We start from the raw sequence: 25,699 nt of genomic DNA on the forward strand, positions 1-25,699 counted from the left end.
AATCAGGGGGAGAGGGAAAAGGGAGATTAGGCTTTAGGTTGCTGCTCCAACGGGCCGATCTTGAAATCGCCACGTGGTTGAGCGGTTTTGGTTTCCGGGCCAAACCAGCGATCGTAAATCTTCACCGCATCACCGTCTTGTTCCAACTTGATCAAGGTATCGTTAACGGTAGCCGTGAGGCGATCTTCGCCTTTCGGGATACCAACGCCTTGATATTCTTTGGTTATGCTGAACGGAGAGATTTCAAAGTCGGCTTTTTGCGCGGCGGGCAGGTTGCCTAGCAGGCCAACCAGCTTGGCATCGTCTTGGGTAATCGCCTGCACGTTGCCGTTACGCAGGGCGACAAAGGCCAGTGGGGTATCATCGTAAGAGATCACTTTGGCCGTTGGATAGTGCTCACGCAGGGTAATTTCCTGCACGGTGCCTTTATCCGCGCCGATGCGCAGCTTCTTGATATCTTCAGGGGTTTTCAGCACGCCCTTATGGGCAATGAATTTCTGGCCGGTAGCAAAATACGGCACGCTGAAATTCACCTCTTTGGCACGCTCGTCGGTGATAGTGAAGTTGGCCGCGATCAGATCAACCTTTTTGGACACCAGCAAAGGAATGCGGTTAGCCGGGTTGGTGGCACGCAGTTCAACTTTGACGCCCAGCGCCTTACCGATGGCTTCGGCCACGTCCACGTCATAACCCACCAGCTTTTTGCTCTGCGGATCGACATAACCAAACGGTGGGTTGCTATCGAATACCGCAATACGCACCACGCCGGCTTTTTGAATATCATCGAGTTTATCGGCATGTGCCACACCAGTGGCAAGGCTGGTCAGGCTGGCTAACAGAGATAAGGCTAAGACGCGCTGTTTCATGAAAGGCTCCCAAGTGATTGATGTCCCGCTGGCTGATAAGCTAGCAAGCCTCACTTAGGTCAGGAAATAATATTAAACGCTATAGTTATAACCTTTTTAACTTTATGGTTTTTAAATGGCATAAAGGCGCCGTATTCAGCGCCTTCCGGAGTAAATCACTGGTTGAATTACGCTTTTTTCTCGTCTTTACCGTCTGACAACAGTTTGTCCAGCGCATCGCCACCGATATGGCGGAAGTCCTGGCCTTTGACGAAGTAGAAGATGAATTCGCAAATATTCTGGCAGCGATCGCCGATACGCTCGATAGAGCGGGCACAGAACAGCGCCGTCAGCACGCTCGGAATGGTGCGCGTATCTTCCATCATGTAGGTCATCAGTTGCCGGACGATACCTTCATATTCCTGATCGACCTTCTTGTCTTCGCGGTAAATCCGGATCGCTTCATCCAGATCCATACGCGCAAAAGCATCCAGCACGTCGTGCAGCATCTGCACGGTGTGGCGACCCAGTGACTCCAGGCTGACCAGCAATGGCTGATGCTGGTGCGAGAATTTCTCCAGTGCAGTACGACAGATCTTGTCCGCTACGTCGCCGATACGTTCCAGTTCGGAAATGGTCTTGATGATCGCCATCACCAGGCGCAGGTCGCTGGCGGTCGGCTGGCGTTTGGCAATGATGCGCACGCAGGCTTCATCGATCGCCACTTCCATCATATTGACCTTGGCATCACCCTCAATCACCCGCTTGGCCAGTTCACCGTCTTGGTTATGCATCGCGGTAATAGCGTCGGTTAGCTGTTGCTCCACCAGCCCGCCCATGGTCAGCACCTGGGTGCGGATGTGCTCGAGTTCAGCGTTGAACTGGCCGGAAATGTGTTTGTTTAAATTCAGGTTATCCATGATGCATCCTAATCAACCATAGCGGCCAGTAATGTAGTCTTCGGTCTGCTTCTTCTGTGGCGCGGTAAACAGAGTGTCAGTATCGCTGAACTCGATCAACTCACCCAGATACATAAATGCGGTGGAGTCGGAACAACGCGCCGCCTGCTGCATATTGTGGGTCACGATCACCACAGTGTAGTCAGACTTCAGCTCGCTGATCAGCTCTTCAATCTTACCGGTGGAAATCGGATCCAGCGCCGAGCAAGGCTCATCCAGCAACAGCACTTCCGGGCGAATGGCAATGCCGCGCGCAATACACAGGCGTTGCTGCTGGCCACCGGACAGGCTGTAACCGCTTTGGTGCAGCTTGTCCTTGGTCTCATTCCACAATGCTGCCTTGGTCAGCGCCCATTGGACACGCTCGTCCATATCCGCACGGGACAGCTTCTCGAACAGGCGCACACCAAAGGCGATGTTGTCGTAAATCGACATCGGGAACGGCGTTGGCTTTTGGAACACCATGCCCACCTTGGCACGCAGCAGCGCGATGTCCTGGTTATCCGTCAGGATGTTTTGCCCATCCAGCAGGATATCGCCTTCGGCACGCTGCTCGGGATAGAGCTGGTACATCTTGTTGAAAGTCCGCAGCAGCGTCGATTTGCCGCAGCCGGAAGGGCCGATAAACGCGGTCACCTTGTTCTTGGCGATATCCAGCGTGATGTTTTTCAGCGCATGGAATTTGCCGTAGTAAAAGTTCAGATCGCGTACCTGAATTTTGCTGCTGGAAGTGGAGTCAACCATACTCATCAAGACTTCTCTCTTTTCACGGTGTCGCCTGAGCGGCACCTAAATTTTTATGAATGCTTTTTCTTGGCGAAAATCACACGCGCCAGGATATTCAGTAACAGTACGCACAGGGTGATCAACAGCACCCCGGCCCAGGCCAGCTGTTGCCATTCGGCAAACGGGCTCATGGCAAACTTGAAAATGGTGACCGGCAGGTTGGCGATCGGCTGCATCAGGTCGGTGCTCCAGAACTGATTCGACAGCGAGGTAAACAGCAACGGGGCAGTTTCCCCGGCGATACGCGCAATCGCCAGCAGTACGCCAGTGATAATGCCGGAGACCGACGCTTTCAGCGTAATGGCGGAAATCATGCGCCATTTGGGTGTCCCCAGCGCATAGGCCGCTTCACGCAGCGTGTCCGGTACCAGCTTGAGCATGTTCTCGGTGGTGCGGATCACGATCGGGATCTGTAACAGAGCCAGCGCAATAATCCCGGCCCAACCGGAGAAGTGTTCCATCTTCGCCACCACCACGGTGTAAACGAACAGGCCCACGACAATTGACGGTGCGGATAACAGAATATCGTTGATAAAGCGGATCACTTCCGCCAGCCAGGATTTACGGCCGTATTCCGCCAGGTAGATCCCCGCCATTATGCCCAGCGGAGTCCCGAAAATGGTCGCCCACAGGATCAGTAAGCCACTACCGGCGATAGCGTTAGCCAGACCACCACCCGCCGTATTCGGCGGCGGCGTCATTTCGGTAAACAGCGCCAGCGACATGCCGTCGATGCCCTTGGTGATGGTCGAGAACAGGATCCACACCAGCCAGAACAGACCAAAAGCCATAGTCGCCATCGACAGGACCAGCGCCAGACGGTTTTTCTGCCGACGCCAGGCCTGCATTTTACGGCGGCTTTCCGCCAGTGCTACCGGGTTTTGCATATCCATCGTTGCCATGTTAGCGACCCTCACGCTTGGCCAGGCGCATCACCATCAACTTCGACAGCGCCAGGACGATAAAGGTGATCACAAACAGGATCAGCCCAAGCTGCATCAATGCAGAGGTATGTAGCCCGGACTCCGCTTCAGCGAATTCGTTGGCCAACGCCGAGGTGATGCTGTTACCCGGCATATACAGCGAGAAACTGTCGAGCTGGTAGGTGTTACCGATAATAAAGGTCACCGCCATGGTTTCCCCCAGGGCGCGCCCCAGGCCAAGCATCACGCCACCGATCACGCCGTTTTTGGTGAACGGCAGCACAATGCGCCAGATCACTTCCCAGGTGGTGCAGCCGATACCATAGGCCGACTCTTTCATCATCACCGGCGTTTGTTCGAACACATCGCGCATTACCGCCGCAATGTAAGGAATAATCATAATGGCCAGGATCACCCCGGCAGCCAGAATACCGATACCAAATGCCGGGCCGGAGAACAGTTCGCCAACGATCGGGATACCGGACAACACTTCCCCCACCGGGGTCTGGAAATATTTGGCGAACAGCGGGGCAAACACGAACAGGCCCCACATGCCGTAAACGATGCTCGGGATCGCCGCTAACAGTTCTATCGCGATACCCAATGGGCGCTTGAGCCAGTTAGGGGCCAACTCGGTCAGGAACAGGGCAATACCAAAACTGACCGGCACGGCGATAATCAGCGCAATCACCGAGGTGACGACCGTGCCGTAGATCGGCACCAGCGCACCAAACTGCTCGGCTGGCGCATCCCACTCTTTGGTCCACAGGAAGGCAAAACCAAACTTCTGCATGCTGGGCCAGGAGGCGATAATCAGCGAAACGATGATGCCGCCCAGCAACAATAGGGTAATCAGCGCCGCCAGTCTGACCAGCGCGCTGAAGATGATGTCACCGTTTTTGCCCGGTGCTTTCATGGTCGGCTTGTACTCAGCCATAGATTACTCTTCTGTTTAAAGCTTGGAGGGCCTGGCACACCGCCAGGCCCCGACAGTCAGGTTGAGGCGCGGTCTTCCGCACCCCCTGTGTTGTTAGAACAAGGCCTTACCGGAGCTGTCTTTGATGTTGGTCTTCCAGGCAGCACGGATTTGTTCAACCACTTCGGCAGGCAAGGCGGCGTAATCCAGTTCGCTGGCCTGTTTGGCACCGGTCTTGTAGGCCCAGTCAAAGAACTTCAGTACTTCTGCGCCCTGCTCAGGCTTCTTCTGCTCTTTGTGCACCAGGATGAAGGTGGTGGAGGTGATTGGCCAGACGTTGTCGCCTTTCTGGTTGGTCAGGTCCTGCGCGAAGGTTTTGCTCCAATCCGCGCCTTTGGCTGCGGCGCTGAAGCTCTCTTCGGTTGGGCTGACCGGTTTGCCATCGGCAGACACTAATTTAGTGTAGGCCAGGTTGTTCTGCTTGGCGTAAGCGTATTCAACATAGCCGATAGAGCCAGGCAGACGCTGAACGAACGCGGCGATGCCGTCATTGCCCTTGCCACCCAGGCCGGTTGGCCAGTTTACGGTTGAGCCTGCACCAATTTTCTCTTTCCACTGCGCGTTAGCCTTGGCCAGATAGCTGGTAAAGACGAAAGAAGTCCCGGAACCATCAGCACGACGCACCACGGCGATAGCCTGATCCGGCAGCTTGACGCCCGGGTTCAGTTTAACGATCGCCGGGTCATTCCATTTTTTGATGTTGCCCAAATAGATATCACCCAGGGTTTGACCATCCAGAGTCAGCTCACCGGATTTGATGCCCGGAATATTCACCGCCAGTACCACCCCACCGATCACGGTAGGGAACTGGAACAGGCCGTCCGCAGCCAGTTTTTCATCGGACAGCGGGGCATCAGAAGCACCAAAGTCAACGGTGTTGGCGATGATTTGCTTCACACCACCAGAGGAACCGATCCCCTGATAGTTAACCTTGTTGCCGGTTTCTTTCTGATAAGAATCTGCCCACTTGGCATACACCGGAGCGGGGAATGTCGCACCTGCACCGGTCAGGCTAGCAGCAGCGAAGGCGGACACAGAGGCCAAAGAGAAAGTCGCTGCCACAATACTGGCGACGGTGGTACGCATCAGTTTCATAATCCCTCCTAATGGGATATTTCAAAAATCGACGTTGAGTCGTTTTCATCAGAGTAAGTATTGCTGCAGGAGGGAAAATAGGACAGTTTGGTGACAGTAAAATGTACGAAATATGACAGTTATATTACAGTGATCGGTAATTGATATTTATTTGATTAAAATCAGTGGGATGACGCCATTTTTAGGCAAAAAACAATCTGCAAAAACCTGCCTGTTACTGCACTATCTCTCTGAATATGGGCGGTTTTTGCTCTTTTTTACACGCTTGTCATATTGCCAAAAGCGGCAAAAAAACCAGCATATCATCCTTTGATGTATACCCAACTTGGGGGTAGAATATCCCCAAGTAGCAGGGAGATATCTGGTTATGGATGCTATATTTGTTGAGTTAAGTATTTTTGAAGCGAAGCGTGCTGATTATCTTTCCGATGATGAATTCAAGACATTCCAGCAGATGCTGCTGATTAATCCATTCTGCGGTGATGTTATCCAGCACACTGGCGGGTTAAGGAAGGTCAGATTTGCGGATCACCGTCGTGGAAAAGGTAAACGAGGTGGCTTGCGGGTGATCTATTATTGGTGGCTTGAAAAGTCTCACTTTTTGCTTTTTGTCATTTACGACAAAGACAAAAAAGATGACCTTAGCCGCAACGAGCGCGAGATGCTGCGTAGGATGTTGGAAATTTTGAAACAAGGGGGCACCTTATGAGCGAACTCAGCCTTTTTGAAGAACTATCCCAGGGAATGAAAGACTGGAGTGATTACAATGAGGGTAAAATCACGCTTAAAACCCACGCCGTATCACTGAAAAAAAACATATCTATGTCACCAGACGAGTTAAAAGCAATACGTGAAAAACTGCGTCTTTCACAAGCCGTTTTTGCGGATTACTTGCATACCGGTGTCACTACTTATCAAAACTGGGAACAGGGCAGAGCCAAACCCAACAAACAGGCACTTCTTTTGATCCGTATGGTTGAAAAAGACCCCATGACGCTGGATACGTTAGCTGCCTTGTAATCAACATCAAGCAGAGGTTAATCATTACTCCGGTCCAGTCATAGTAAATCCGGTGTGCTTTTTGAACGGCACCCGGATTTTCCAAGCTTCATGCCCCTCATAACTGATAATGCCTCAGCAACGGCTGATAGACCTTGCGGGAAAGCCAGGAAGTCATCGCCCAAACGCTACGTTGATAAACGTTCAGGTGCCGGACGTAAACCATGCTGTATTCAATCTCCGGTTGGCAACCGCGAACCCTTTTGAAATCTGGCGCACCAGAACTCAAATTGAGAAACAGCTTACGATCCATGGCATAGCGTAACGCAAAGGCGATCAGTCGACGATATAGCGCCAATGATGCGGGTAATTCCGTCCGATAGCCGACGATCGGCACCGTTACCGTCTGTTCCAACTGAACCATTCCCAACACCCCCACCATCTGCTGCTGGTGGAACAAACCGTACAGTTGCAACACACCCAGTTGCGAGGCCTGAGATAAATAACCAGCGGTAAACTGCACATTCTGGCGGCTGTATTTATCCAGGTAGAGCTGGTTATAAAGGCGTTCGGCACACTGCATCAGCTCGGGAGCATCGGCAGACAGCCGTTTGAACTCCCATCCCATCTGATGCAGCAGTTTGTCATCCCGGCGCGCATTGATTTTTCCCCACCAGCGTAAAGGATCGTCCAGGCAATAAACCTGACGGCTGACGATAGGCAGCCAACCTTGCCGGGAGAGCCGCGCCAACAACTCGGGAGTCTGCTGCCCATTAAGCGAACGGATCATCAACGTATGCTGGGGATAGCGCTGCAATGCCTGTTGCCGCAACGCGTCGGTATCCAGGGATTGCCAGTGGCTGCTAGTCATATTGGTCGAAAGGCACTGATTATTCAGCACCTGGAGCCGATCGACGTGTGCCAGCAATAAGGGCCACTTAAGCAGCAGCGTCAGCCCGTTGCACAGCGCCCGCAACGCGCCGTTATCGATTTTGATAATTTCATCCCGCGCGTAATCGACGATCAGCGCCAGCGGGGAAACCACATAGCAATTACCGGGTACGTAATCATTGACCGTCGCCGGTATCCAGAAACCATCCTGTTGATACTCGGTCATCGACGTCTGGAGATTGGCGATCATGCCTGGTTGTTGTAGCAGAGCCACTTGCAGGCGCTGCCAATCATTAACCTGCTCCATGCTAACCGTCCCACTCGATATCGAAAGTGCTGGCATCGGTGAGGGGCCGCCGATAGCGTAAGCTGCGGTATCCCATCTCTAACAACGCACACCACTGCGCTCCGGCACTTATCGGCCAACGGCGATCGTTGAGCAGATTAGGCGCTTGGCGAAAGTCCCGCCATAGCGTCACCAACTGCTTATCGCGCCAAGCCTGCCAGGCAAAGAATAACAGTATGATCACGCCCACATGTCCTGCCTTGGGCTGCGCTGGCTGGTATTGCAATTGCCCATCGGCGGCGATGGACATCTGAGACCCCAACAAATGCAGGCCGCTGGTGGCCCTTGGGTTACACTCAATAACAAAAATCACCCCGTCCTGTTCGATAAAATCGAACGCCACCTGGCCATGAAAACCGGTTTTTTCCCCAAACTGACAGACAAAATCGTCCAGCCGCCGATCCTGATAGGGGACAAAGTAGCTGCCTGCGGCCTGATTGAAACAATATTTGGGTTGATATGCCTGATGAGCGATCAGCCTGCCATGTTCGAACACGGTATAGTTGCACAAGGCCACGCCGTTTAATTTCTGCTGCTGCACCCAAGGGATATGCTCGTTGAGCTGCCGATCGTTCAATACACCCGGTTTTGGCGTACGGATCACTTGGCGACCAAAGCGTGAATAAACCGGTTTCAAAATAGTCTGGGGATCGTCTGCAATTTGCGAGCAAGAGGTCAGTAATCGGGTCGCGGGAGTCCGCACCTCGCCCAATGCCGTTAACAGGCTCAGGCTTTGATATTTATGATGCAGTTCAAATAGCAACTGCCGCTCTGGCATAAGCCACTCGGTAGGCCCGATATACGCAGCAAACGCCTGGGAGAGGTAGAAGATCTCCTCACAAGTAGGGATCAGCAACCCAATAGCATGTTGGTCGAGATAGCCTTGCAGCTGCTGTTGATAACCGGCAAGGTCCTGGCGCGGTGAGGGAAGTCGTAGATAACCTTCAATCCCTTGTAAAAAGCGGCCCAGCGGCCATTTAAGACTGTCCGCCAACCAGACGCGGTGCCCGCTGCGCAACGCAATACGTGCCCACTCTATTGCGACCGGAGCCCGTGCTCCAGTAATCAAAATATTCATTATCTACGTATACCCTTCCCTGTAGCATCACCCGCCAATCATAGCGTTAATGGTAAAACTGGGGCGAAAAAAATACCGTGTTGAGTCACCCAACACGGTATTCATAGCAGGAAGGTTAACGATTATTCCACGGTAACCGACTTCGCCAGGTTACGTGGCTGATCCACATCGGTACCTTTGATCAGGGCGACGTAATAGGACAAAAGCTGCAACGGCACGGTGTAGAAGATCGGTGCGACGATTTCTTCCACGTGCGGCAGTGGGATGATGGTCATCCCTTCGCTGCTGACGAAGCCAGCATCCTGGTCGGCAAACACATATAGCTGGCCACCACGGGCACGCACCTCTTCGATATTGGATTTAAGCTTCTCCAACAGCTCGTTGTTAGGCGCAACCACGATCACTGGCATGTCGGCATCGATTAATGCCAGCGGGCCGTGCTTAAGCTCACCGGCGGCGTACGCCTCGGCGTGGATATAGGAGATCTCTTTAAGCTTCAGCGCCCCTTCCATCGCGATCGGGTATTGATCGCCGCGGCCAAGGAACAAGGCATGATGCTTGTCAGAGAAACCTTCCGCCAGCGCTTCGATGCTCTTGTCCAATGACAGCATCTGCTCGATACGCGCAGGCAACGCTTGCAGACCGTGCACAATGTCATGCTCTACGCTTTCCGCCATGCCTTTCAGGCGGCCCAAACGCGCCACCAGCATCAGCAATACAGCAAGCTGGGTGGTAAAGGCTTTGGTGGAAGCAACGCCGATTTCGGTACCGGCCTTGGTCATCAGCGCCAGATCGGATTCACGCACCAGCGAAGAACCCGCCACGTTGCACACCGCCAGAGAACCCAAATAGCCCAGCTCTTTGGACAGGCGCAGCGCTGCCAGCGTATCAGCCGTCTCACCGGATTGAGACAGGGTGATGATCAGGCTGCCTGGGCGTACCGCTGACTTGCGATAACGGAATTCAGAGGCGATCTCGACGTCACAAGGCACACCGGCCAGCGCCTCGAACCAGTAACGAGCCACCATCCCCGAGTGGTAAGAAGTCCCACAGGCGATGATCTGCACGTGCTGCACTTTTGACAGCAGTTCGTCAGCGTGCGAGCCAAGCTCACTCAGGTCGATCTTGCCATGGCTGAAACGCCCCTCAAGGGTGTTTTTCAGCGCCATTGGCTGCTCAAAAATCTCTTTTTGCATGTAATGACGGTACGCGCCTTTGTCACCGGCGTCGTATTGCACCTGAGATTCGATCTCCGGGCGCTCAATCGCATTACCCTGCTTGTCAAAAATGCTGACGGTGCGGCGGGTCACTTCTACCACGTCGCCTTCTTCCAGGAAGATAAAGCGGCGGGTTACCGGCAGCAGGGCCAGTTGGTCGGAGGCAATGAAGTTTTCGCCTACGCCACGGCCAATCACCAGCGGGCTACCTGAACGGGCAGCCACCAATACGCTCGGATCACGGCTATCCATCACCACGGTGCCATAAGCGCCACGCAACTGCGGGATCACACGCTGAACCACTTCCAGCAGCGTACCGCCCTGCTTCTGTTCCCAATGCACCAGGTGAGCAATCACCTCGGTATCAGTTTCAGAACTGAAGTGATAGCCACGCTCAATCAGTTGTTCGCGCAGCGGTTCGTAGTTTTCGATGATGCCGTTATGCACCACCGCGATGTAATCTGAAACATGAGGATGCGCGTTCGCTTCTGAAGGTTCACCATGCGTCGCCCAACGGGTATGGGCAATCCCGGTACCACCATGCAGATCCTGTTGCTCTGCCGCTTCAGCCAGTTTTTGTACTTTACCGACACGACGTAGACGGCTGACGTTCCCCTCGCTATCCACCACGGCCAGACCCGCTGAGTCATAGCCCCGATATTCCAGGCGGCGTAAACCTTCCAGCAGGATCTCAGCGATATCACGTTGCGCTACTGCACCTACAATTCCACACATCTGTTGTATTCCTAATTAAACGCCTTGTGGGCGCTTTCGATGTCTCGACCTGATTTTTGCCGGTTTTACCGTGCTTCCCCGAGCCTGTAGAGAATGGGGATTATTATGTTTTGCTCTGTACTCTTTAGCGAAAGTACAGAGCAAAACCCTATCACCACCCCTCTCCCAAAGGAGAGGGAGGTAAAAATATTACTTTTTCTTGGTTGGACGCTGCCAGCCTTGAATATGCACCTGCTTGACCCGGCTCAACACCAGCTCATTATCCGCAATATCACGGGTCACCGTGGTACCTGCAGCGATCGTCACCCCTTTACCTACGGTGACCGGAGCCACCAGCTGAGTGTCCGAACCGACAAACACGCCATCGCCAATAATGGTTTTGTGCTTGTTGGCACCGTCGTAGTTGCAGGTAATGGTACCGGCACCGATATTCACATCGTCGCCAATTTCGGCGTCGCCCAGATAGCTCAGGTGGCCAGCCTTGGAGCCTTTGCCCAGGCGGGCCTTCTTGATTTCCACGAAGTTGCCAACGTGGGCACCTTCTGCCAGTTCGGCACCAGGGCGCAGACGGGCAAATGGGCCAACGGTACAGGCCGCTTCCAGCTGCGCATTATCCAGCACGCTGTAAGGGCTGATCTCGCAGTCGTCGCCAATCACGCAGTCTCTCAGTACGCAGCCAGCACCGATCTTCACGCGGTTACCCAGCTTGACCATGCCTTCGATAATCACGTTAGCATCGATGGAGATATCACGGCCATGTTCCAGTACGCCACGCAGATCGAAGCGTGCCGGATCCAACAGCATCACGCCAGCCAGCAGCAGCTTCTCCGCCTGCTCGGCCTGATACACGCGTTCAAGCTGCGACAGTTGCAGACGGTTATTCACGCCTTCAACTTCGCTCAGGCGCGCCGGGTGTACCGCCTCAATCTTGTTACCCTCGGCATGCGCCAAGGCAATGATGTCGGTGATATAGAATTCACCCTGCGCGTTATTATTATTCAACTTGCCCAGCCAGCGCTTCAGATCGCGGCCATTGGCCACCAGAATGCCGGTGTTGATCTCATTAATCTGGCGCTGCTCATCGTTGGCATCTTTATGTTCGACAATACCCACCACAGTGCCGTTTTCGCGTACGATGCGGCCATAACCGCTCGGGTCTTGCAGCTTCACTGTCAGCAGGCCGATCCCCCCCTGAGGTTTGGCTGCCAGCAGACGCGTCAGCGTTTCGACGGCGATCAGTGGCACATCGCCATACAGCATCAGCACGTCTTCATCATCGGCAAAATGCGGTGCCGCCTGCTGCATAGCATGGCCAGTTCCCAACTGCTCAGCCTGCAACACCCAGTTTAGTGCATCATTGCGCAGGGTGCTTTTCAGCAGCTCGCCGCCGTGGCCGTAAACCAGATGGACGTTTTTGGCGCCCAACTTCATGGCGGCATCAATGACGTGCTGCACCATTGGCTTACCCGCCAGCGGATGTAACACCTTGGGAAGGTCGGAATACATGCGTGTTCCCTTGCCCGCGGCGAGGATAACCACGCTCATTGCGCTGTTAGACATAAGCAACCTGATAACTCCATTTTGATGGACGAAAGTAAAACCGTTTGATGGCGGAATTACTACATATTTCTCTACACGAATCCGGCGCAGGCCGCATGGCTCCTAGCCTGCCGCCAATGGCTGTAATCCAACCGTACGGTGAAAAAACTGTCGGCGATCGGCGACGCTTAATTCAACTGAAAGCGCTAATACAGCACAATGCCTGGCCGGATGAAACGCTTATTTTAAAACAAAAAAAAAGCGACCCACAGGGGCCGCTTTCTTATTTCCACACGCTGCAGGCAACGCGGGAGTTTACATCGCTTTTCTGGTGAGCTCGATAACGCGCAGTTTCGCGATCGCTTTCGCCAGTTCAGCAGATGCCTGAGCATAGTCGACATCGCCATGAGAGCTACGGATGTGCTCTTCAGCTTTACGCTTAGCTTCCAGCGCTCTCGCTTCGTCGAGGTCCGTTCCACGGATGGCAGTGTCCGCCAGCACGGTTACCACGCTCGGTTGTACCTCAAGGATACCGCCGGACAGGTAGATGAACTCTTCTTCACCGTGCTGTTTAACAATACGCACCATGCCAGGCTTGATGGCAGTCAGCAGCGGCGCATGGCCAGGGAAGATCCCCAGTTCGCCTTCGCTGCCTGTCACCTGGATCTTCTGCACCAGGCCGGAAAACATCTGTTTTTCCGCGCTGACGACATCCAGATGGTAAGTCATAGCCATATCACCCTCCTCTCAAGGCGTTACAGTTTCTTGGCTTTTTCCACTGCTTCTTCAATGGTGCCAACCATGTAGAACGCCTGCTCCGGCAGGTGGTCATAGTCGCCGTCCATAATGCCTTTGAAACCACGGATGGTGTCTTTCAGCGATACGAACTTGCCCGGAGAACCGGTAAAGACTTCTGCCACGAAGAACGGCTGAGACAGGAAACGTTGGATTTTACGCGCACGGGATACAACCAGCTTGTCGTCTTCTGACAGCTCGTCCATACCCAGGATGGCGATGATATCTTTCAGTTCCTGGTAGCGTTGCAGAATAGACTGCACGCCACGCGCTACGTCGTAGTGCTCCTGGCCAACTACCAGCGGATCCAGCTGACGGCTGGTGGAATCCAGCGGGTCAACGGCCGGGTAGATACCCAGAGAAGCGATGTTACGGCTCAGTACCACGGTTGCATCCAAGTGAGCAAAGGTGGTGGCTGGTGATGGGTCAGTCAAGTCATCCGCAGGAACGTAAACGGCCTGCACAGAGGTGATTGAACCGGTCTTGGTAGAGGTGATACGTTCTTGCAGAACACCCATCTCTTCCGCCAGCGTTGGCTGATAACCTACCGCCGATGGCATACGGCCCAGAAGTGCGGACACTTCGGTACCGGCCAGGGTATAACGGTAGATGTTATCGACGAACAGCAGTACGTCACGACCTTCGTCACGGAACTTCTCAGCCATGGTCAAACCGGTCAGCGCAACGCGCAGACGGTTACCTGGTGGCTCGTTCATCTGGCCGTAAACCAGGGAAACTTTGTCCAGTACGTTGGAGTCGGTCATTTCGTGGTAGAAGTCGTTACCCTCACGAGTACGTTCACCCACGCCCGCAAACACAGAATAACCGGAGTGCTCGATCGCGATGTTACGGATCAGCTCCATCATGTTTACGGTTTTACCTACACCAGCACCACCGAACAGGCCGACTTTACCACCCTTGGCGAACGGGCAGATCAGGTCCATTACCTTGATACCGGTTTCCAGCAGATCCTGGGAGTTGGACAGCTCTTCGTAGCTTGGCGCCGGGCGGTGAATAGCCCAACGTTCTTCTTCGCCGATGTCGCCCTTCATGTCGATTGGTTGACCCAATACGTTCATGATACGGCCCAGGGTAGCTTTACCTACCGGTACTTCAATTGGGTGCTGCAGGTCGGTTACGGCCAGACCACGACGCAGACCGTCTGAGGTCCCCATTGCGATACAGCGAACCACGCCGCCACCCAGCTGTTGCTGAACTTCCAGCACCAATTTCTCGGAGCCGTTTGCGACCTCAAGAGCGTCGTACACTTTTGGTACGGCATCCTGAGGGAACTCGACGTCCACCACGGCGCCGATTACCTGGATAATCTTTCCAGTAGCCATCTTGAATCCTCTACGTAATTCGTAAACCTAGCTTAAACCGCGGAGGCTCCCGAAACGATCTCGGTGAGTTCCTGAGTGATGCTGGCCTGACGCGCCTTGTTGTATACCAACTGCAGCTCTTTGATCAGGCTACCGCCGTTATCGGTTGCGGCTTTCATCGCGACCATTCGTGCGGCCTGCTCGCTGGCCAGGTTTTCCACGACGCCCTGATAAACTTGCGATTCCACATAACGGCGCAGCAAGGTATCAAGCAGCACTTTTGGATCGGGTTCATACAGGTAATCCCAGGATTTTTTCTTCAGTTCACTGTCATCAGAAGGTGGCAATGGCAGAAGTTGCAGTAACTGCGGTTCCTGGGACATCGTATTAACAAATTTGTTGCTGACAACGTACAGCTTGTCTAAACGACCTTCGTCGTAGGCTTGCAGCATCACTTTCACTGGACCGATCAGATCCGACAGGGAAGGGTTATCCCCCATGCCGGTCACCTGGGCAACCACGTTGCCGCCCACGGAACCAAAGAAAGAGGCCGCTTTTGAGCCAATCAGCGCTAAATCAGCTTCAACGCCTTTTTCAGACCAGCCTTTCATCTCTGCCAACAGCTTCTTGAACAGGTTGATGTTCAAGCCGCCACAGAGACCACGGTCAGTAGACACCACCAGATACCCGACGCGCTTAACGTCACGCTCATCCAGGTACGGGTGCTTATATTCCAGATTCCCTAAAGCCAGGTGACCAATCACCTCGCGCATGGTCTCTGCATAAGGACGGCTGGCCGCCATGCGTTCCTGCGATTTACGCATTTTGGAGGCGGCGACCATTTCCATCGCTTTAGTGATCTTCTGCGTGTTTTGCACGCTGGCGATCTTACTACGTATCTCTTTTGCGCCGGCCATCTCTGCTTCTCCTCATTGCCAGCGGCCTGCCGTCTTGCAACGTCAGGCCGCTATGCGTTACCAGGACTGGGTTGCCTTGAAGGTATCGAGGATGCCTTTCAGCTTGCCTTCGATCTCATCGTTATAAGCACCAGTTTGGTTGATGTGGTTCAGCAGTTCGGCATGCTCGCGGTCCGCAAAAGCAACCAGAGCGGCTTCGAAGCTGACAACTTTCGCCACTTCTACGTCGTTCAGGTAGCCACGCTCGGCGGCAAACAACACCAGAGACTGTTGTGCGACGGACATCGGCGCATACTGTTTCTGTTTCAGCAGCTCGGTCACTTTCTGACCGTGGCTCAGCTGTTTACGCGTTGCATCGTCCAGATCGGAAGCGAACTGAGAGAACGCAGCCAGTTCACGATACTGTGCCAGAGCGGTACGAATACCACCGGACAGTTTTTTCATGATCTTGGTCTGTGCTGCACCACCCACACGGGATACGGAAATACCCGGGTTAACCGCCGGACGAATACCGGAGTTAAACAGGTTTGATTCCAGGAAGATCTGACCATCGGTAATCGAGATTACGTTGGTCGGAACGAACGCGGAAACGTCACCCGCCTGGGTTTCAATGATCGGCAGAGCGGTCAGTGAACCGGTTTGGCCTTTGACTTCACCTTTGGTGAAGGCTTCAACGTAGTCGGCGTTAACACGCGCAGCACGCTCCAGCAAACGGGAGTGGAGGTAGAATACGTCGCCTGGGTAAGCTTCACGACCTGGTGGACGGCGAAGCAGCAGGGAGATCTGACGGTAAGCAACGGCCTGTTTGGACAGGTCATCGTATACGATCAGCGCATCTTCACCACGGTCACGGAAGTATTCACCCATTGCGCAACCGGCATATGGTGCCAGGTATTGCAGTGCAGCGGATTCTGACGCGGTAGCCACAACCACGATGGTGTTGGCCAGTGCGCCGTGCTCTTCCAGCTTGCGCACCACGTTAGCGATGGTGGACGCTTTCTGGCCGATAGCCACGTAAACGCATTTGATACCGGAATCGCGCTGGTTGATGATCGCATCGATCGCCAGGGCGGTTTTACCGGTTTGACGGTCGCCGATCACCAGCTCACGCTGGCCACGACCGATTGGGATCATGGCGTCGACCGATTTGTAGCCGGTCTGTACAGGCTGATCAACAGACTGACGTTCGATAACGCCAGGTGCGATAGTTTCAACTGGGGAGAAACCGTCGTTGTCAACCGGGCCTTTACCGTCGATAGGTGCGCCCAGGGTGTTGACTACGCGGCCCAGCAGGCCGCGGCCAACCGGAACTTCCAGAATACGGCCGGTACATTTTACCTTCATGCCTTCGGCCAGATCCGAATACGGACCCATTACCACGGCACCTACAGAGTCACGCTCCAGGTTCAATGCAATTGCGTAACGGTTGCCTGGCAGTGCGATCATTTCGCCCTGCATAACCTCGGCCAAACCGTGTACGCGGATGATCCCGTCGCTGACGGAAACGATGGTACCTTCATTGTGAGCTTCGCTCACTACATTGAACTGAGCAATGCGCTGCTTGATCAGTTCGCTGATTTCGGTGGAATTCAGTTGCATGCTCCAGTCCCCTTAAGACTGCAAGACGTCTGCCAGGCGCTCGAGACGGCCACTTACGCTGCCATCGATCACCAGATCACCAGCACGGATAATGACACCGGCCAGTACAGACTTGTCAATTTTGCAATTCAGCTTAACTTTGCGTGACAGACGTTTTTCCATCGCAGCGATAATCTTGGCTTGCTGTGTGTCGTTCAGTGCGCTCGATGAGAGCACCTCGACTTCGACGGTGGATTCCAACGCGGCGCGCAGTTCGATGAACTGTTGCAGCACCGCAGGAAGGACCAGTAAACGCCCATTTTCGGCCATTACACGGATAAAGTTCTGGCCATGTTCGTCGAGCTCATCGCCACAAACCGCAATAAACGTGTTGGACAAGGTTTCTGGTGCTACCGCACCGGAAAGCAGTTCCGCCATCTGTTCATTACGCGTGACAACAGCAGTAAACGCCAGCATTTGCTGCCAGCGTTCTACGCTTTGGTTCTCAACGGCAAAGTCAAAAGCTGCTTTGGCGTAGGGGCGAGCTACGGTGATAAATTCAGACATCAGCCCCTCCCTCCTTACAGTTCAGCGACCAGTTTATCAACGATGTCGCTGTTAGCAGCTTCATCCACGGAACGTTCGATGATCTTCTCGGCACCGGCAATTGCCAGCATCGCGACTTGCTTACGCAACTCTTCACGAGCGCGCTTACGTTCGGCTTCGATCTCAGCCTGAGCCTGCGCCACGATTTTGTTACGTTCCTGCTCGGCTTCTGCTTTCGCTTCGTCCACGATCTGAGCTTTGCGTTTGTTTGCTTGCTCAATAATCGCCTGGGCTTCCGCTTTAGCAGTTTTCAGCTGGTCGGTCGCATGGGCTTGCGCTAAGTCCAAATCTTTTTTGCCACGTTCTGCGGAAGCGAGGCCATCAGCAATTTCTTTCTGACGCTTCTCGATGGCAGCCATAATTGGCGGCCATACATACTTCATGCAGAACCAGACAAACAGGATGAACGCGATAGCCTGGCCGAGGATTGTTGCGTTAAGATTCACAGCACAATGCCTCTTTAAAAGTTAATAATGTGGTTTCTTTGTAGAGTGCGAACCCTACTTACGCGACAGCAAACATCACGTACAAACCCAGACCAACAGCGATCATCGGGATGGCGTCAACCAGGCCCATAACGATAAAGAACTGTGTACGCAACAGCGGGATCAGATCAGGTTGACGTGCAGCGCCTTCCAAGAATTTACCACCCAGGATGCCGATACCGATCGCAGCACCGATTGCCGCTAACCCCATCATAATAGCGGCAGCCATGTACAGCAGATCCATATTCAGGTTTTCCATGACAGTCTCCAGTTTGTTTCAGTTTAATAGTGCAAGTGTTTTAAGAAAATCAGTGCTCTTCAGACGCCATCGACAGATAGACAATCGTCAGAACCATGAAAATAAAGGCTTGAAGCGTAATGATCAGGATGTGGAAGATTGCCCAAGGCAAACTCAGCATCCACTGTGACCACCACGGCAACAGACCAGCAATCAGGATGAAGATCAACTCACCCGCATACATGTTGCCGAACAGTCGCAGACCCAGTGAAACAGGTTTGGACAGCAGGCTGACACCTTCAAGGATCAGGTTAATGGGAATAAATACCGGGTGGTTGAACGGCTGCATGGTTAACTCTTTGACGAACCCACCAATGCCTTTCATTTTAATGCTATAGAACAGGATCAGGACAAATACGGCCAACGCCATCGACAGCGTGATGTTCACGTCGGCGGTAGGGACGACACGCAGTGCCGGCAGACCAAGCTGGGTTCCGATATAAGGCAGGAAGTCAACCGGGATGAGGTCCATCAGGTTCATCAGGAATACCCAGACGAACACCGTCAGCGCCAACGGAGCAATCACCTTGCTCTTGCCGTGATACATATCCTTGACGCTGTTATCGACAAAGCCAACGATCAGCTCAACGGCGGTTTGCAGCTTGCCGGGAACGCCACTGGTGGCGTTTTTGGCTACCTTGCGGAAAATAGCCAGAAAAACCACCCCGAGGACGACGGAGAAAAACATCGAGTCGAGGTTAATCGACCAAAAACCAGTCCCGACCTGAAGCTGCGTCAGGTGGTGACCGATATACTCCTGTGGACTGTTGAATCCCTCTGCAGACATGATGCCTCTACCCTTATTTAGTTAATTTCGGTAACTGTTAATCACGGCGGGTGCCACTATCTGCACCACTAACACCGCTAAATAGGTCAGGCCAAGCGGTACAAACGCCACTTTGAACACCCCAAGCGCCACGATCAGCAAAACGATGGTGATCACGACCTTTAGCCCTTCACCAATGGCGAACGACCAGGCAACCCGTCCGGGTGCCGGCGTCTGTGCCTGGTGACGCAAGGCAAACAGCATAAACATGGCATTGGGTAACCAGGCAGCCAGGCCACCTGCCAGTGCCGAACCGCTCCACTCCAGACTTTTCAGGCCGAAGGCAGCGCTGATCAAAACAAAAGTCATTAACTGCAGCAACAGCAACTTGCGTGCAACTTTTCCGCTGTACAGGGACACAGACATGACGTTTGTTCTCTCCGTACCCCCGAGGGGGTATGCCGACGTATAAAACTGCCTTTGCGGTTCTGAGTCAAGCAGCAAAAAACGTGCAAATTATACGGGCCACTCCAACGAATTCAATCGATAAGTAGCGAAAAGGTGAACAATTATTTAAATTTCCCCTTTTCGGGCTCTTTTCACAAGAAAATGGCCGGAATAATCGCTCGCATTTATTTGTCTGAATATTCCAAGGTTGCGGTAAGAAACGTGCAACCGATCACAATACTGACTATTAATGAGTTATAGCCCAGGTTCACGACCGAGGTCTTTAGCTTTTTGGGTGATCAAAAAATATTATAAATCAAATCATTACAACGTAACCGTTCAAAAACAATCCTTATACCCCGTAAAAACCTTTTATTGACATTCACAGGAATAATAAAGCAACACTCAATTAACACTGACAGCAAATCGGAATCTTTCACACATTGTTGCTAACGTGACTATCACCCACTGGAATGATGCATTTTTGACACAACAATGTTAATCAAAGGTAAATAAGCTAAGGGGAGAACCTATATGATTAGCCTGCTTGCTATTTATCTTCTATACCCTACACCAATCGCTGATTATTTGATGCTAAACAATTCTGATTTGGCTTTAGTGAGCTTTCAGGACGATCAAATGGCGCTCGCCCTCCAGCTCCGGCACCTGCAAACGCACCACCGACTCCAAAGCAATCCCTTCTGGCAACTGAGCCAACTCGTCTTGCGGGCAAACCCCTTTCAGCGCATAAAAACGCCCCTGCCCTTTGGCTGGCAGATGGTGACACCAGGCCAACATGTCTTGCAGTGAAGCAAAAGCACGGCTGATCACGCCATCAAACGGCGGTTCTGCCACAAACTCTTCTACACGGCTCTGTACCGGCTCGATATTGTTCAACCCCAGCTCATGCTGAACCTGCCGCAGGAAGCGTACGCGCTTGCCCAGGCTGTCTAACAGGGTGAAATGCGCATCGGGCCGCACTATTGCCAACGGAATGCCAGGCAAACCAGGGCCGGTGCCAACGTCGATAAAGCGTGAACCTGTCAGATGGGCATTCACCACGATGCTGTCCATGATATGACGCACCAGCATTTGCTGCGGATCGCGAACGGAAGTGAGGTTGTAAGCCTTGTTCCACTTGTCGAGCATAGCGACATAGCCCAACAATTGCTGTTTTTGTTGATCGGGAAGCGAAATTCCAGCCGCCGAAAGCAACGAATCCAATTTTTTTTGCACAACAGAGTCCTCTGACAGGCGTGGAACAGCAGGCCAATCTGCAACTGCTCTCTTAGGCAGTCTATGATAATTCAGGCTTGAGGTGATGTCAGCGGCCGTTTGCTCAGCAGATAGGCAAACGGCCACTCGGTGAGCGTATTTATGCGCTGCGGCGCAGTAAGCCCTGCTTTTTCAGCCAGATCAGCAAAATGGAGATCGCTGCTGGGGTGATACCGGAAATGCGCGAAGCCTGGCCGATCGAGTTAGGTTTGTGATCGTTCAATTTGGCGATCACCTCATTGGACAATCCGGAGACCTGACGATAATCGAGATCAAGCGGCAGCACGGTGTTCTCGTTGCGCTGCTGCTTGTCGATCTCATCTTGCTGGCGAGCGATGTAGCCTTCGTATTTCACCTGAATTTCCACTTGCTCAGCGGCTTCGGTGTCTGCCAGTGCAGGAGCAAAAGCAGCTACTGCGGTCAGTTGGCCATAATCCATTTCCGGGCGGCGCAGCAATTCTTCGCCGTTGGCTTCGCGTGACAGAGGCGCTTTCAGCAGGACGTTAACCTGTTCGACGTTCTCTGAATGCGGGTGCACCCAGATATCACGCAGACGCTGGCGTTCCTGTTCGATGTGCTCAAGCTTTTCGCAGTAGCGCTGCCAGCGTTCATCGTCAACCAGCCCCAGCTCTCGGCCTTTTTCCGTCAGGCGCAGATCGGCGTTGTCTTCACGCAACATCAGACGGTATTCGGCACGTGAGGTAAACATGCGGTACGGCTCTTTGGTGCCCAGAGTACTGAGATCGTCTACCAGTACCCCCAGGTAAGCCTGATCGCGGCGTGGTGACCAGCCTTCGTCTTCAACGGCATAACGCCCGGCGTTCAACCCGGCCAACAGGCCTTGTGCAGCAGCTTCTTCGTAACCGGTGGTGCCGTTGATCTGGCCTGCGAAGAACAGCCCTTGAATAAATTTGCTTTCCAACGTCGGTTTCAGATCGCGTGGATCGAAGAAATCGTACTCGATGGCATAACCAGGGCGAACGATGCGGGCATTTTGCATCCCTTCCATCGAACGTACGATCTGCATCTGAACGTCAAACGGCAAACTGGTGGAAATCCCGTTCGGGTAGATCTCGTTGCTGGTTAACCCTTCAGGTTCCAGGAAGATCTGGTGCGCATTACGATCGGCAAAGCGCATCACTTTGTCTTCGATCGATGGGCAGTAGCGTGGGCCGATCCCTTCGATGATCCCGGCATACATCGGGCTACGATCGAGGTTATTGCGGATCACGTCATGCGTTTTTTCATTGGTGTGCGTGATGTAGCACGGCACCTGTTGCGGATGCTGGCTGGCGTTGCCCAGGAAAGAAAACACTGGGATTGGCGTATCGCCATGCTGCTCAGCCAGAACGCTGAAGTCTATGGTGCGTGCATCGATACGGGGAGGTGTACCCGTTTTCAGGCGATTGACACGCAGAGGCAGTTCACGCAGACGCTGTGACAAAGAGATCGACGGAGGATCCCCGGCACGGTCACCGCTGTAGTTTTCCAGGCCGATGTGGATCTTGCCATCTAGGAAGGTGCCCACGGTCAGTACTACCGCTTTGGCACGGAATTTCAGCCCCATCTGGGTCACCGCACCCACCACGCGATCGTTCTCGACGATCAGATCCTCAACCGGTTGTTGGAAGATCATCAGGTTTGGCTGGTTCTCCAATGCAGTACGAACGGCTTGGCGATACAGGACGCGATCTGCCTGAGCTCGAGTGGCTCGCACTGCCGGGCCTTTGCTGGCGTTTAGTATCCTAAACTGAATGCCTGCATGGTCGATCGCCTTGGCCATCAGCCCGCCGAGTGCGTCGATTTCCTTGACCAGATGCCCTTTCCCGATACCACCGATCGCCGGATTACAGGACATTTGTCCCAGCGTGTCGATATTGTGGGTCAGTAATAAAGTCTGACGTCCCATACGTGCCGCAGCCATGGCGGCTTCGGTTCCGGCATGGCCACCACCGATGATAATGACGTCAAATTGCTCTGGATAAAACATGGAACAGCACCTCGGAGTACTTGCGAACGATCGTTGTTTGCCCTGGGGGGAGGATTCTACTCAAGTTTAGTCGATCGACCAAGCGGTCAGGATCTTAGGTAATTAAAAGAAGATCTTTTTTATTTAAAGATCTCTTTATTAGATCTCTTATTAGGATCGCGATCCTCTGTGGATAAGTGATTATTCCAGATAAAGATCAGCCGATTAAGCAGGATCGTTTGCTGTGAATGATCGGTGATCCTGGTCAGTATAAGCTGGGATCTAAATGGCATGTTATCCACAGGACAGAAAGCGTACGACGGTTGTTATTGGGATAACTACCGGTTATACCCTGCTTTCAAGCCTAGTTATACACAATCGTTCGCGCGATCTTTAACCGAATTAGAGTAAAATAATCCAATTCTTCAGCCATTCTTCGGCAGGATCCTCGGGAATTTCATGTTGGGTCACGTCGATCTCGAGACGATCGCCGATCCTTTTCGCTCCACGAGCCTGGAAAAGATCGTCGATCTGTTTGATCGCACCACAGAAGGTATCGTACTCAGAACTGCCCAAACCGACGGCACCAAACTGCACCTGAGATAAATCAGGCTGCTGCTCTGCCAGTTGTTCCAGCAGCGGCTGCAAGTTATCTGGTAAATCACCGGCACCGTGAGTGGAGGAAACCACCAGCCAGCGGCCTGACAGCGTCAATTCATCCAATTCAGGGCCATGCAGCATTTCTGTTGAGAAACCTGCTTCTTCGAGTTTCTCGGCCAAATGTTCAGCCACGTATTCTGCGCTGCCAAGCGTGCTGCCACTGATCAGAGTGATGTCTGCCATGAATGAATGATCCCAACCTTAAACTCAAGAGGCCGTATTGTACTCTGTGAATCAGCTGGGATCTACCTGTGGATAATATGGGTATAACGATCGAGGGAATCTGGATCCACCCACAACATCTACGGTTCATCAGACACAATTATGGTGCTATTTTTTCATAATTGATTGATTTAACTAGCTAGAAATTCTGTTGGCGGGGGCTGAAGCCATCTTGCCAACCTTGCCGTGGTGGTTGCTATGTGAGGATAAGTTTTATTTTTCAGCTGGTGGATAAGACCGAGGGTGGGGCGAAAGCCCTGTGCATGAGCGCAGAAGCAGGCTGGCAGTATGATGACATGATCAGCCGTGGCTATGGTTAACCCTGTCACCGATTCCTTCATCAAACTTCAATGAAGCCAAGATCATCAAATCTCAGCTTCGCTCCCCTAGCTTCTCGCGGGCTAGGGGGTAAAAGATTGGTTATAGCGTGATGCGTCCCATCATTAGCAACCAGATGATGATGGCATCTAGCAGCAACAGGATAGCCAGATAAAAAATTTCTTTATTCTGGAACAGCGGCTGATTGTCACCCTTCTCTTTACGAGACCATATGAACACCGGTAGCCCGCAGGTAAGCAGAATGGGGACCAGTGCTACATATTGGATTTGGCTGGCATAAAGGATAAACAGGCAGAATATGACGCCAAGAATGCCGCTGACAAGGGCAAATTTACGCCCCTTTTTGGCATACTGATCATACTCTCGATTGAGGCAAATTTTCGCCATATACAAGGTCGTGGTGATGTATGCAGGCACCACCATCAACGCACTAATGTTGTACATCGTGTTCCAGGCGTCATTAGAAAAATAGACTAATAACATCGCGGCCTGCATCACAAAACTGCTGACCCAAAGGGAAACATTGGCGGCCTGTTTACTATTGGTGCGCGCAAAAGCCCGTGGGAAAGCGCCTTTTTGCCCGGCAACCATGGGAATTTCGGCGCAGAGCATCGTCCAGGCTAGCCAGCCTGCCAGTACGGAAATAATCAATCCTACGTTCATTAACCAACCACCCCAGTGACCGACTACTTTCGCCAGGACGCCTGCGGTTGATGGATTACTGACTTGAGAAAGTTCAGCCTGGGGCATAACGCCAAACGGCAATATTGACATCAGTATGTAGATGATAAGCGCCAATAGAAAGCCCAGTAGCGTGGCCTTACCGACATCTTTCTTGTTTTTGGCGCGTCCTGAAAGAACGACGGCGCCCTCTACGCCAATAAATGCCCATAGTGTTACCGTCATTGGGGCCAGAATTTGCGACATCAATGATACGGGCTTAGCGTGGTTGCCGACCCCTTCAACGATTTGTGGTGCCGTTCCCCAAAAGTTGCTAAACAGCTGAGAATAGTTGATTAAGAAGCCCAGTATGACAACAAACAGCACCAGTGGTACAAGTTTGGCGATAGTACCGAGAGTGTTCACAAAACCTGCAACTTTTGTCCCGGACAAGACCAGGAAGTTGTAACCCCAAATCAAAACCGAACCGCAGATAATTGAATTGAGGTTATTCCCATCGGTGAATACACCGGGGAAAAACTGGTTTAACGCATCCATCAAGATTACGGCGAAGGCGACGTTGCCAAAGGCAGTCATCAGCCAGTATCCCCAGGCGACGTTGAAAGCAATAAATGAGCCGAAGCCCTCCTGGGCGTACATATAGACACCCGCCTGTAGGTCTGGGCGCAGGTCGGACAACAGGCGAAACGAGTTAGCGATAAAGTAGATACCAATACCTGCGATAAGCCACGCGATAATGATCGGCCCTACTGCCGAGGTAGCTGCTGTGTTTTGGGGAAGGCTAAATACCCCACCGCCCAACATAGAGCCTACAACAATGGCGATTAATGCAATTAGCCCGAGCTTGTGCTCGCTGTCCGTCTTTGCTGCGTCAGTAGCACTTGTTGCTGATGTTGAAGATTGATTTGACATAAATAAAACCCTTGCATCGGAATAGACATCACCCCGGC

At 52.8% G+C, this 25,699-nt stretch carries 26 protein-coding genes; 3 read left to right on the plus strand and 23 right to left on the minus strand.

Going from position 1 to position 25,699, the window contains the following annotated elements; all coding sequences use genetic code 11:
* Positions 1 to 26 precede the first annotated feature (26 nt).
* From ACMV5H_RS11295 to pstS, 6 genes are all read right to left on the minus strand, one after another.
* Entirely contained in the window at positions 27 to 866 is an 840-nt protein-coding gene (locus tag ACMV5H_RS11295; RefSeq protein ID WP_414821863.1) for an ABC transporter substrate-binding protein, read from the minus strand.
* A 167-nt stretch (positions 867 to 1,033) separates the two neighbouring features.
* Positions 1,034 to 1,765 (minus strand): phosphate signaling complex protein PhoU, encoded by a 732-nt coding sequence (gene phoU, locus ACMV5H_RS11300; protein ID WP_024484696.1) that lies wholly within the window; start codon positions 1,763 to 1,765, stop codon positions 1,034 to 1,036.
* 12 nt (positions 1,766 to 1,777) lie between these two features.
* Positions 1,778 to 2,548, minus strand: coding sequence for a phosphate ABC transporter ATP-binding protein PstB (pstB, locus tag ACMV5H_RS11305; RefSeq protein WP_370454353.1), 771 nt, complete (start codon positions 2,546 to 2,548; stop codon positions 1,778 to 1,780).
* A 53-nt stretch (positions 2,549 to 2,601) separates the two neighbouring features.
* Positions 2,602 to 3,492, minus strand: coding sequence for a phosphate ABC transporter permease PstA (gene pstA, locus ACMV5H_RS11310; protein ID WP_414821864.1), 891 nt, complete (start codon positions 3,490 to 3,492; stop codon positions 2,602 to 2,604).
* Between the two features lies 1 nt (position 3,493).
* A complete protein-coding gene (pstC, locus tag ACMV5H_RS11315; protein WP_021181416.1) occupies positions 3,494 to 4,450 on the minus strand; it encodes a phosphate ABC transporter permease PstC in 957 nt (318 codons plus the stop codon).
* Between the two features lie 93 nt (positions 4,451 to 4,543).
* A complete protein-coding gene (gene pstS / locus ACMV5H_RS11320; protein WP_024527374.1) occupies positions 4,544 to 5,584 on the minus strand; it encodes a phosphate ABC transporter substrate-binding protein PstS in 1,041 nt (346 codons plus the stop codon).
* Between the two features lie 367 nt (positions 5,585 to 5,951).
* Here pstS and ACMV5H_RS11325 point away from each other — a divergent pair, with 367 nt between their 5' ends.
* Positions 5,952 to 6,293: a hypothetical protein gene (locus ACMV5H_RS11325; RefSeq protein WP_021181419.1), complete on the plus strand. Its 342-nt coding sequence runs from the start codon at positions 5,952 to 5,954 to the stop codon at positions 6,291 to 6,293.
* Positions 6,290 to 6,604: a helix-turn-helix domain-containing protein gene (locus ACMV5H_RS11330; protein WP_021181420.1), complete on the plus strand. Its 315-nt coding sequence runs from the start codon at positions 6,290 to 6,292 to the stop codon at positions 6,602 to 6,604. Before ACMV5H_RS11325 ends, ACMV5H_RS11330 begins: the two co-directional genes overlap by 4 nt.
* A gap of 97 nt (positions 6,605 to 6,701) precedes the next feature.
* Here ACMV5H_RS11330 and ACMV5H_RS11335 read toward each other — a convergent pair whose 3' ends face one another.
* The 4 genes from ACMV5H_RS11335 to glmU all read right to left on the minus strand — a co-directional run bounded on the left by ACMV5H_RS11335 (position 6,702) and on the right by glmU (position 12,410).
* Positions 6,702 to 7,781, minus strand: coding sequence for a GNAT family N-acetyltransferase (locus ACMV5H_RS11335; protein ID WP_414821865.1), 1,080 nt, complete (start codon positions 7,779 to 7,781; stop codon positions 6,702 to 6,704).
* A 1-nt stretch (position 7,782) separates the two neighbouring features.
* Complete coding sequence (locus ACMV5H_RS11340; RefSeq protein WP_414821866.1) at positions 7,783 to 8,898, minus strand: hypothetical protein; 1,116 nt, start codon at positions 8,896 to 8,898, stop codon at positions 7,783 to 7,785.
* A 122-nt stretch (positions 8,899 to 9,020) separates the two neighbouring features.
* The gene (gene glmS / locus ACMV5H_RS11345; RefSeq protein ID WP_115160432.1) at positions 9,021 to 10,850 is read right to left on the minus strand and encodes a glutamine--fructose-6-phosphate transaminase (isomerizing); all 1,830 of its coding nucleotides are present in this window, start codon (positions 10,848 to 10,850) and stop codon (positions 9,021 to 9,023) included.
* A gap of 189 nt (positions 10,851 to 11,039) precedes the next feature.
* Complete coding sequence (gene glmU, locus ACMV5H_RS11350; RefSeq protein WP_414821867.1) at positions 11,040 to 12,410, minus strand: bifunctional UDP-N-acetylglucosamine diphosphorylase/glucosamine-1-phosphate N-acetyltransferase GlmU; 1,371 nt, start codon at positions 12,408 to 12,410, stop codon at positions 11,040 to 11,042.
* Positions 12,411 to 12,457: 47 nt separating this feature from the next.
* Between glmU and ACMV5H_RS11355 the strand changes: the two genes are divergently transcribed.
* Positions 12,458 to 12,724, plus strand: coding sequence for a hypothetical protein (locus ACMV5H_RS11355; RefSeq protein ID WP_147281040.1), 267 nt, complete (start codon positions 12,458 to 12,460; stop codon positions 12,722 to 12,724).
* On the opposite strand, the gene ACMV5H_RS11360 is transcribed toward ACMV5H_RS11355, so the two are convergent.
* From ACMV5H_RS11360 to ACMV5H_RS11420, 13 genes are all read right to left on the minus strand, one after another.
* The gene (locus ACMV5H_RS11360) at positions 12,705 to 13,124 is read right to left on the minus strand and encodes a F0F1 ATP synthase subunit epsilon (RefSeq protein ID WP_004933814.1); all 420 of its coding nucleotides are present in this window, start codon (positions 13,122 to 13,124) and stop codon (positions 12,705 to 12,707) included. The genes ACMV5H_RS11355 and ACMV5H_RS11360 overlap by 20 nt on opposite strands.
* Before the next feature lie 20 nt (positions 13,125 to 13,144).
* On the minus strand, positions 13,145 to 14,527 hold the full coding sequence (gene atpD / locus ACMV5H_RS11365) for a F0F1 ATP synthase subunit beta (RefSeq protein WP_021181425.1): 1,383 nt from the start codon (positions 14,525 to 14,527) through the stop codon (positions 13,145 to 13,147).
* Positions 14,528 to 14,559: 32 nt separating this feature from the next.
* Positions 14,560 to 15,423 carry a F0F1 ATP synthase subunit gamma gene (gene atpG, locus ACMV5H_RS11370; protein ID WP_021181426.1) on the minus strand — a complete coding sequence of 288 codons (864 nt, stop codon included), beginning with the start codon at positions 15,421 to 15,423 and terminating at the stop codon, positions 14,560 to 14,562.
* Between the two features lie 57 nt (positions 15,424 to 15,480).
* Positions 15,481 to 17,022, minus strand: a complete 1,542-nt coding sequence (gene atpA / locus ACMV5H_RS11375) for a F0F1 ATP synthase subunit alpha (RefSeq protein WP_021181427.1) — start codon at positions 17,020 to 17,022, stop codon at positions 15,481 to 15,483.
* Positions 17,023 to 17,034: 12 nt separating this feature from the next.
* Positions 17,035 to 17,568, minus strand: coding sequence for a F0F1 ATP synthase subunit delta (gene atpH / locus ACMV5H_RS11380; RefSeq protein ID WP_414821868.1), 534 nt, complete (start codon positions 17,566 to 17,568; stop codon positions 17,035 to 17,037).
* Between the two features lie 14 nt (positions 17,569 to 17,582).
* Positions 17,583 to 18,053, minus strand: coding sequence for a F0F1 ATP synthase subunit B (gene atpF / locus ACMV5H_RS11385; protein WP_021181429.1), 471 nt, complete (start codon positions 18,051 to 18,053; stop codon positions 17,583 to 17,585).
* Positions 18,054 to 18,111: 58 nt separating this feature from the next.
* Positions 18,112 to 18,351, minus strand: a complete 240-nt coding sequence (gene atpE, locus ACMV5H_RS11390; protein ID WP_004393045.1) for a F0F1 ATP synthase subunit C — start codon at positions 18,349 to 18,351, stop codon at positions 18,112 to 18,114.
* 49 nt (positions 18,352 to 18,400) lie between these two features.
* The gene (gene atpB / locus ACMV5H_RS11395; protein ID WP_021181430.1) at positions 18,401 to 19,177 is read right to left on the minus strand and encodes a F0F1 ATP synthase subunit A; all 777 of its coding nucleotides are present in this window, start codon (positions 19,175 to 19,177) and stop codon (positions 18,401 to 18,403) included.
* Positions 19,178 to 19,198: 21 nt separating this feature from the next.
* Positions 19,199 to 19,582: a F0F1 ATP synthase subunit I gene (atpI, locus tag ACMV5H_RS11400; protein WP_021181431.1), complete on the minus strand. Its 384-nt coding sequence runs from the start codon at positions 19,580 to 19,582 to the stop codon at positions 19,199 to 19,201.
* A gap of 636 nt (positions 19,583 to 20,218) precedes the next feature.
* A complete protein-coding gene (gene rsmG, locus ACMV5H_RS11405) occupies positions 20,219 to 20,839 on the minus strand; it encodes a 16S rRNA (guanine(527)-N(7))-methyltransferase RsmG (RefSeq protein WP_071682660.1) in 621 nt (206 codons plus the stop codon).
* Between the two features lie 139 nt (positions 20,840 to 20,978).
* Entirely contained in the window at positions 20,979 to 22,868 is a 1,890-nt protein-coding gene (gene mnmG / locus ACMV5H_RS11410) for a tRNA uridine-5-carboxymethylaminomethyl(34) synthesis enzyme MnmG (RefSeq protein ID WP_414821869.1), read from the minus strand.
* Between the two features lie 381 nt (positions 22,869 to 23,249).
* Positions 23,250 to 23,690, minus strand: a complete 441-nt coding sequence (mioC, locus tag ACMV5H_RS11415) for an FMN-binding protein MioC (protein ID WP_024484681.1) — start codon at positions 23,688 to 23,690, stop codon at positions 23,250 to 23,252.
* Between the two features lie 459 nt (positions 23,691 to 24,149).
* Positions 24,150 to 25,661, minus strand: coding sequence for a basic amino acid/polyamine antiporter (locus ACMV5H_RS11420; RefSeq protein WP_414821870.1), 1,512 nt, complete (start codon positions 25,659 to 25,661; stop codon positions 24,150 to 24,152).
* Positions 25,662 to 25,699: the final 38 nt, after the last annotated feature.

The organism is Serratia sp. N21D137 (assembly GCF_047530005.1).
GTDB classification, from domain to species: Bacteria; Pseudomonadota; Gammaproteobacteria; order Enterobacterales; family Enterobacteriaceae; genus Chania; species Chania fonticola_B.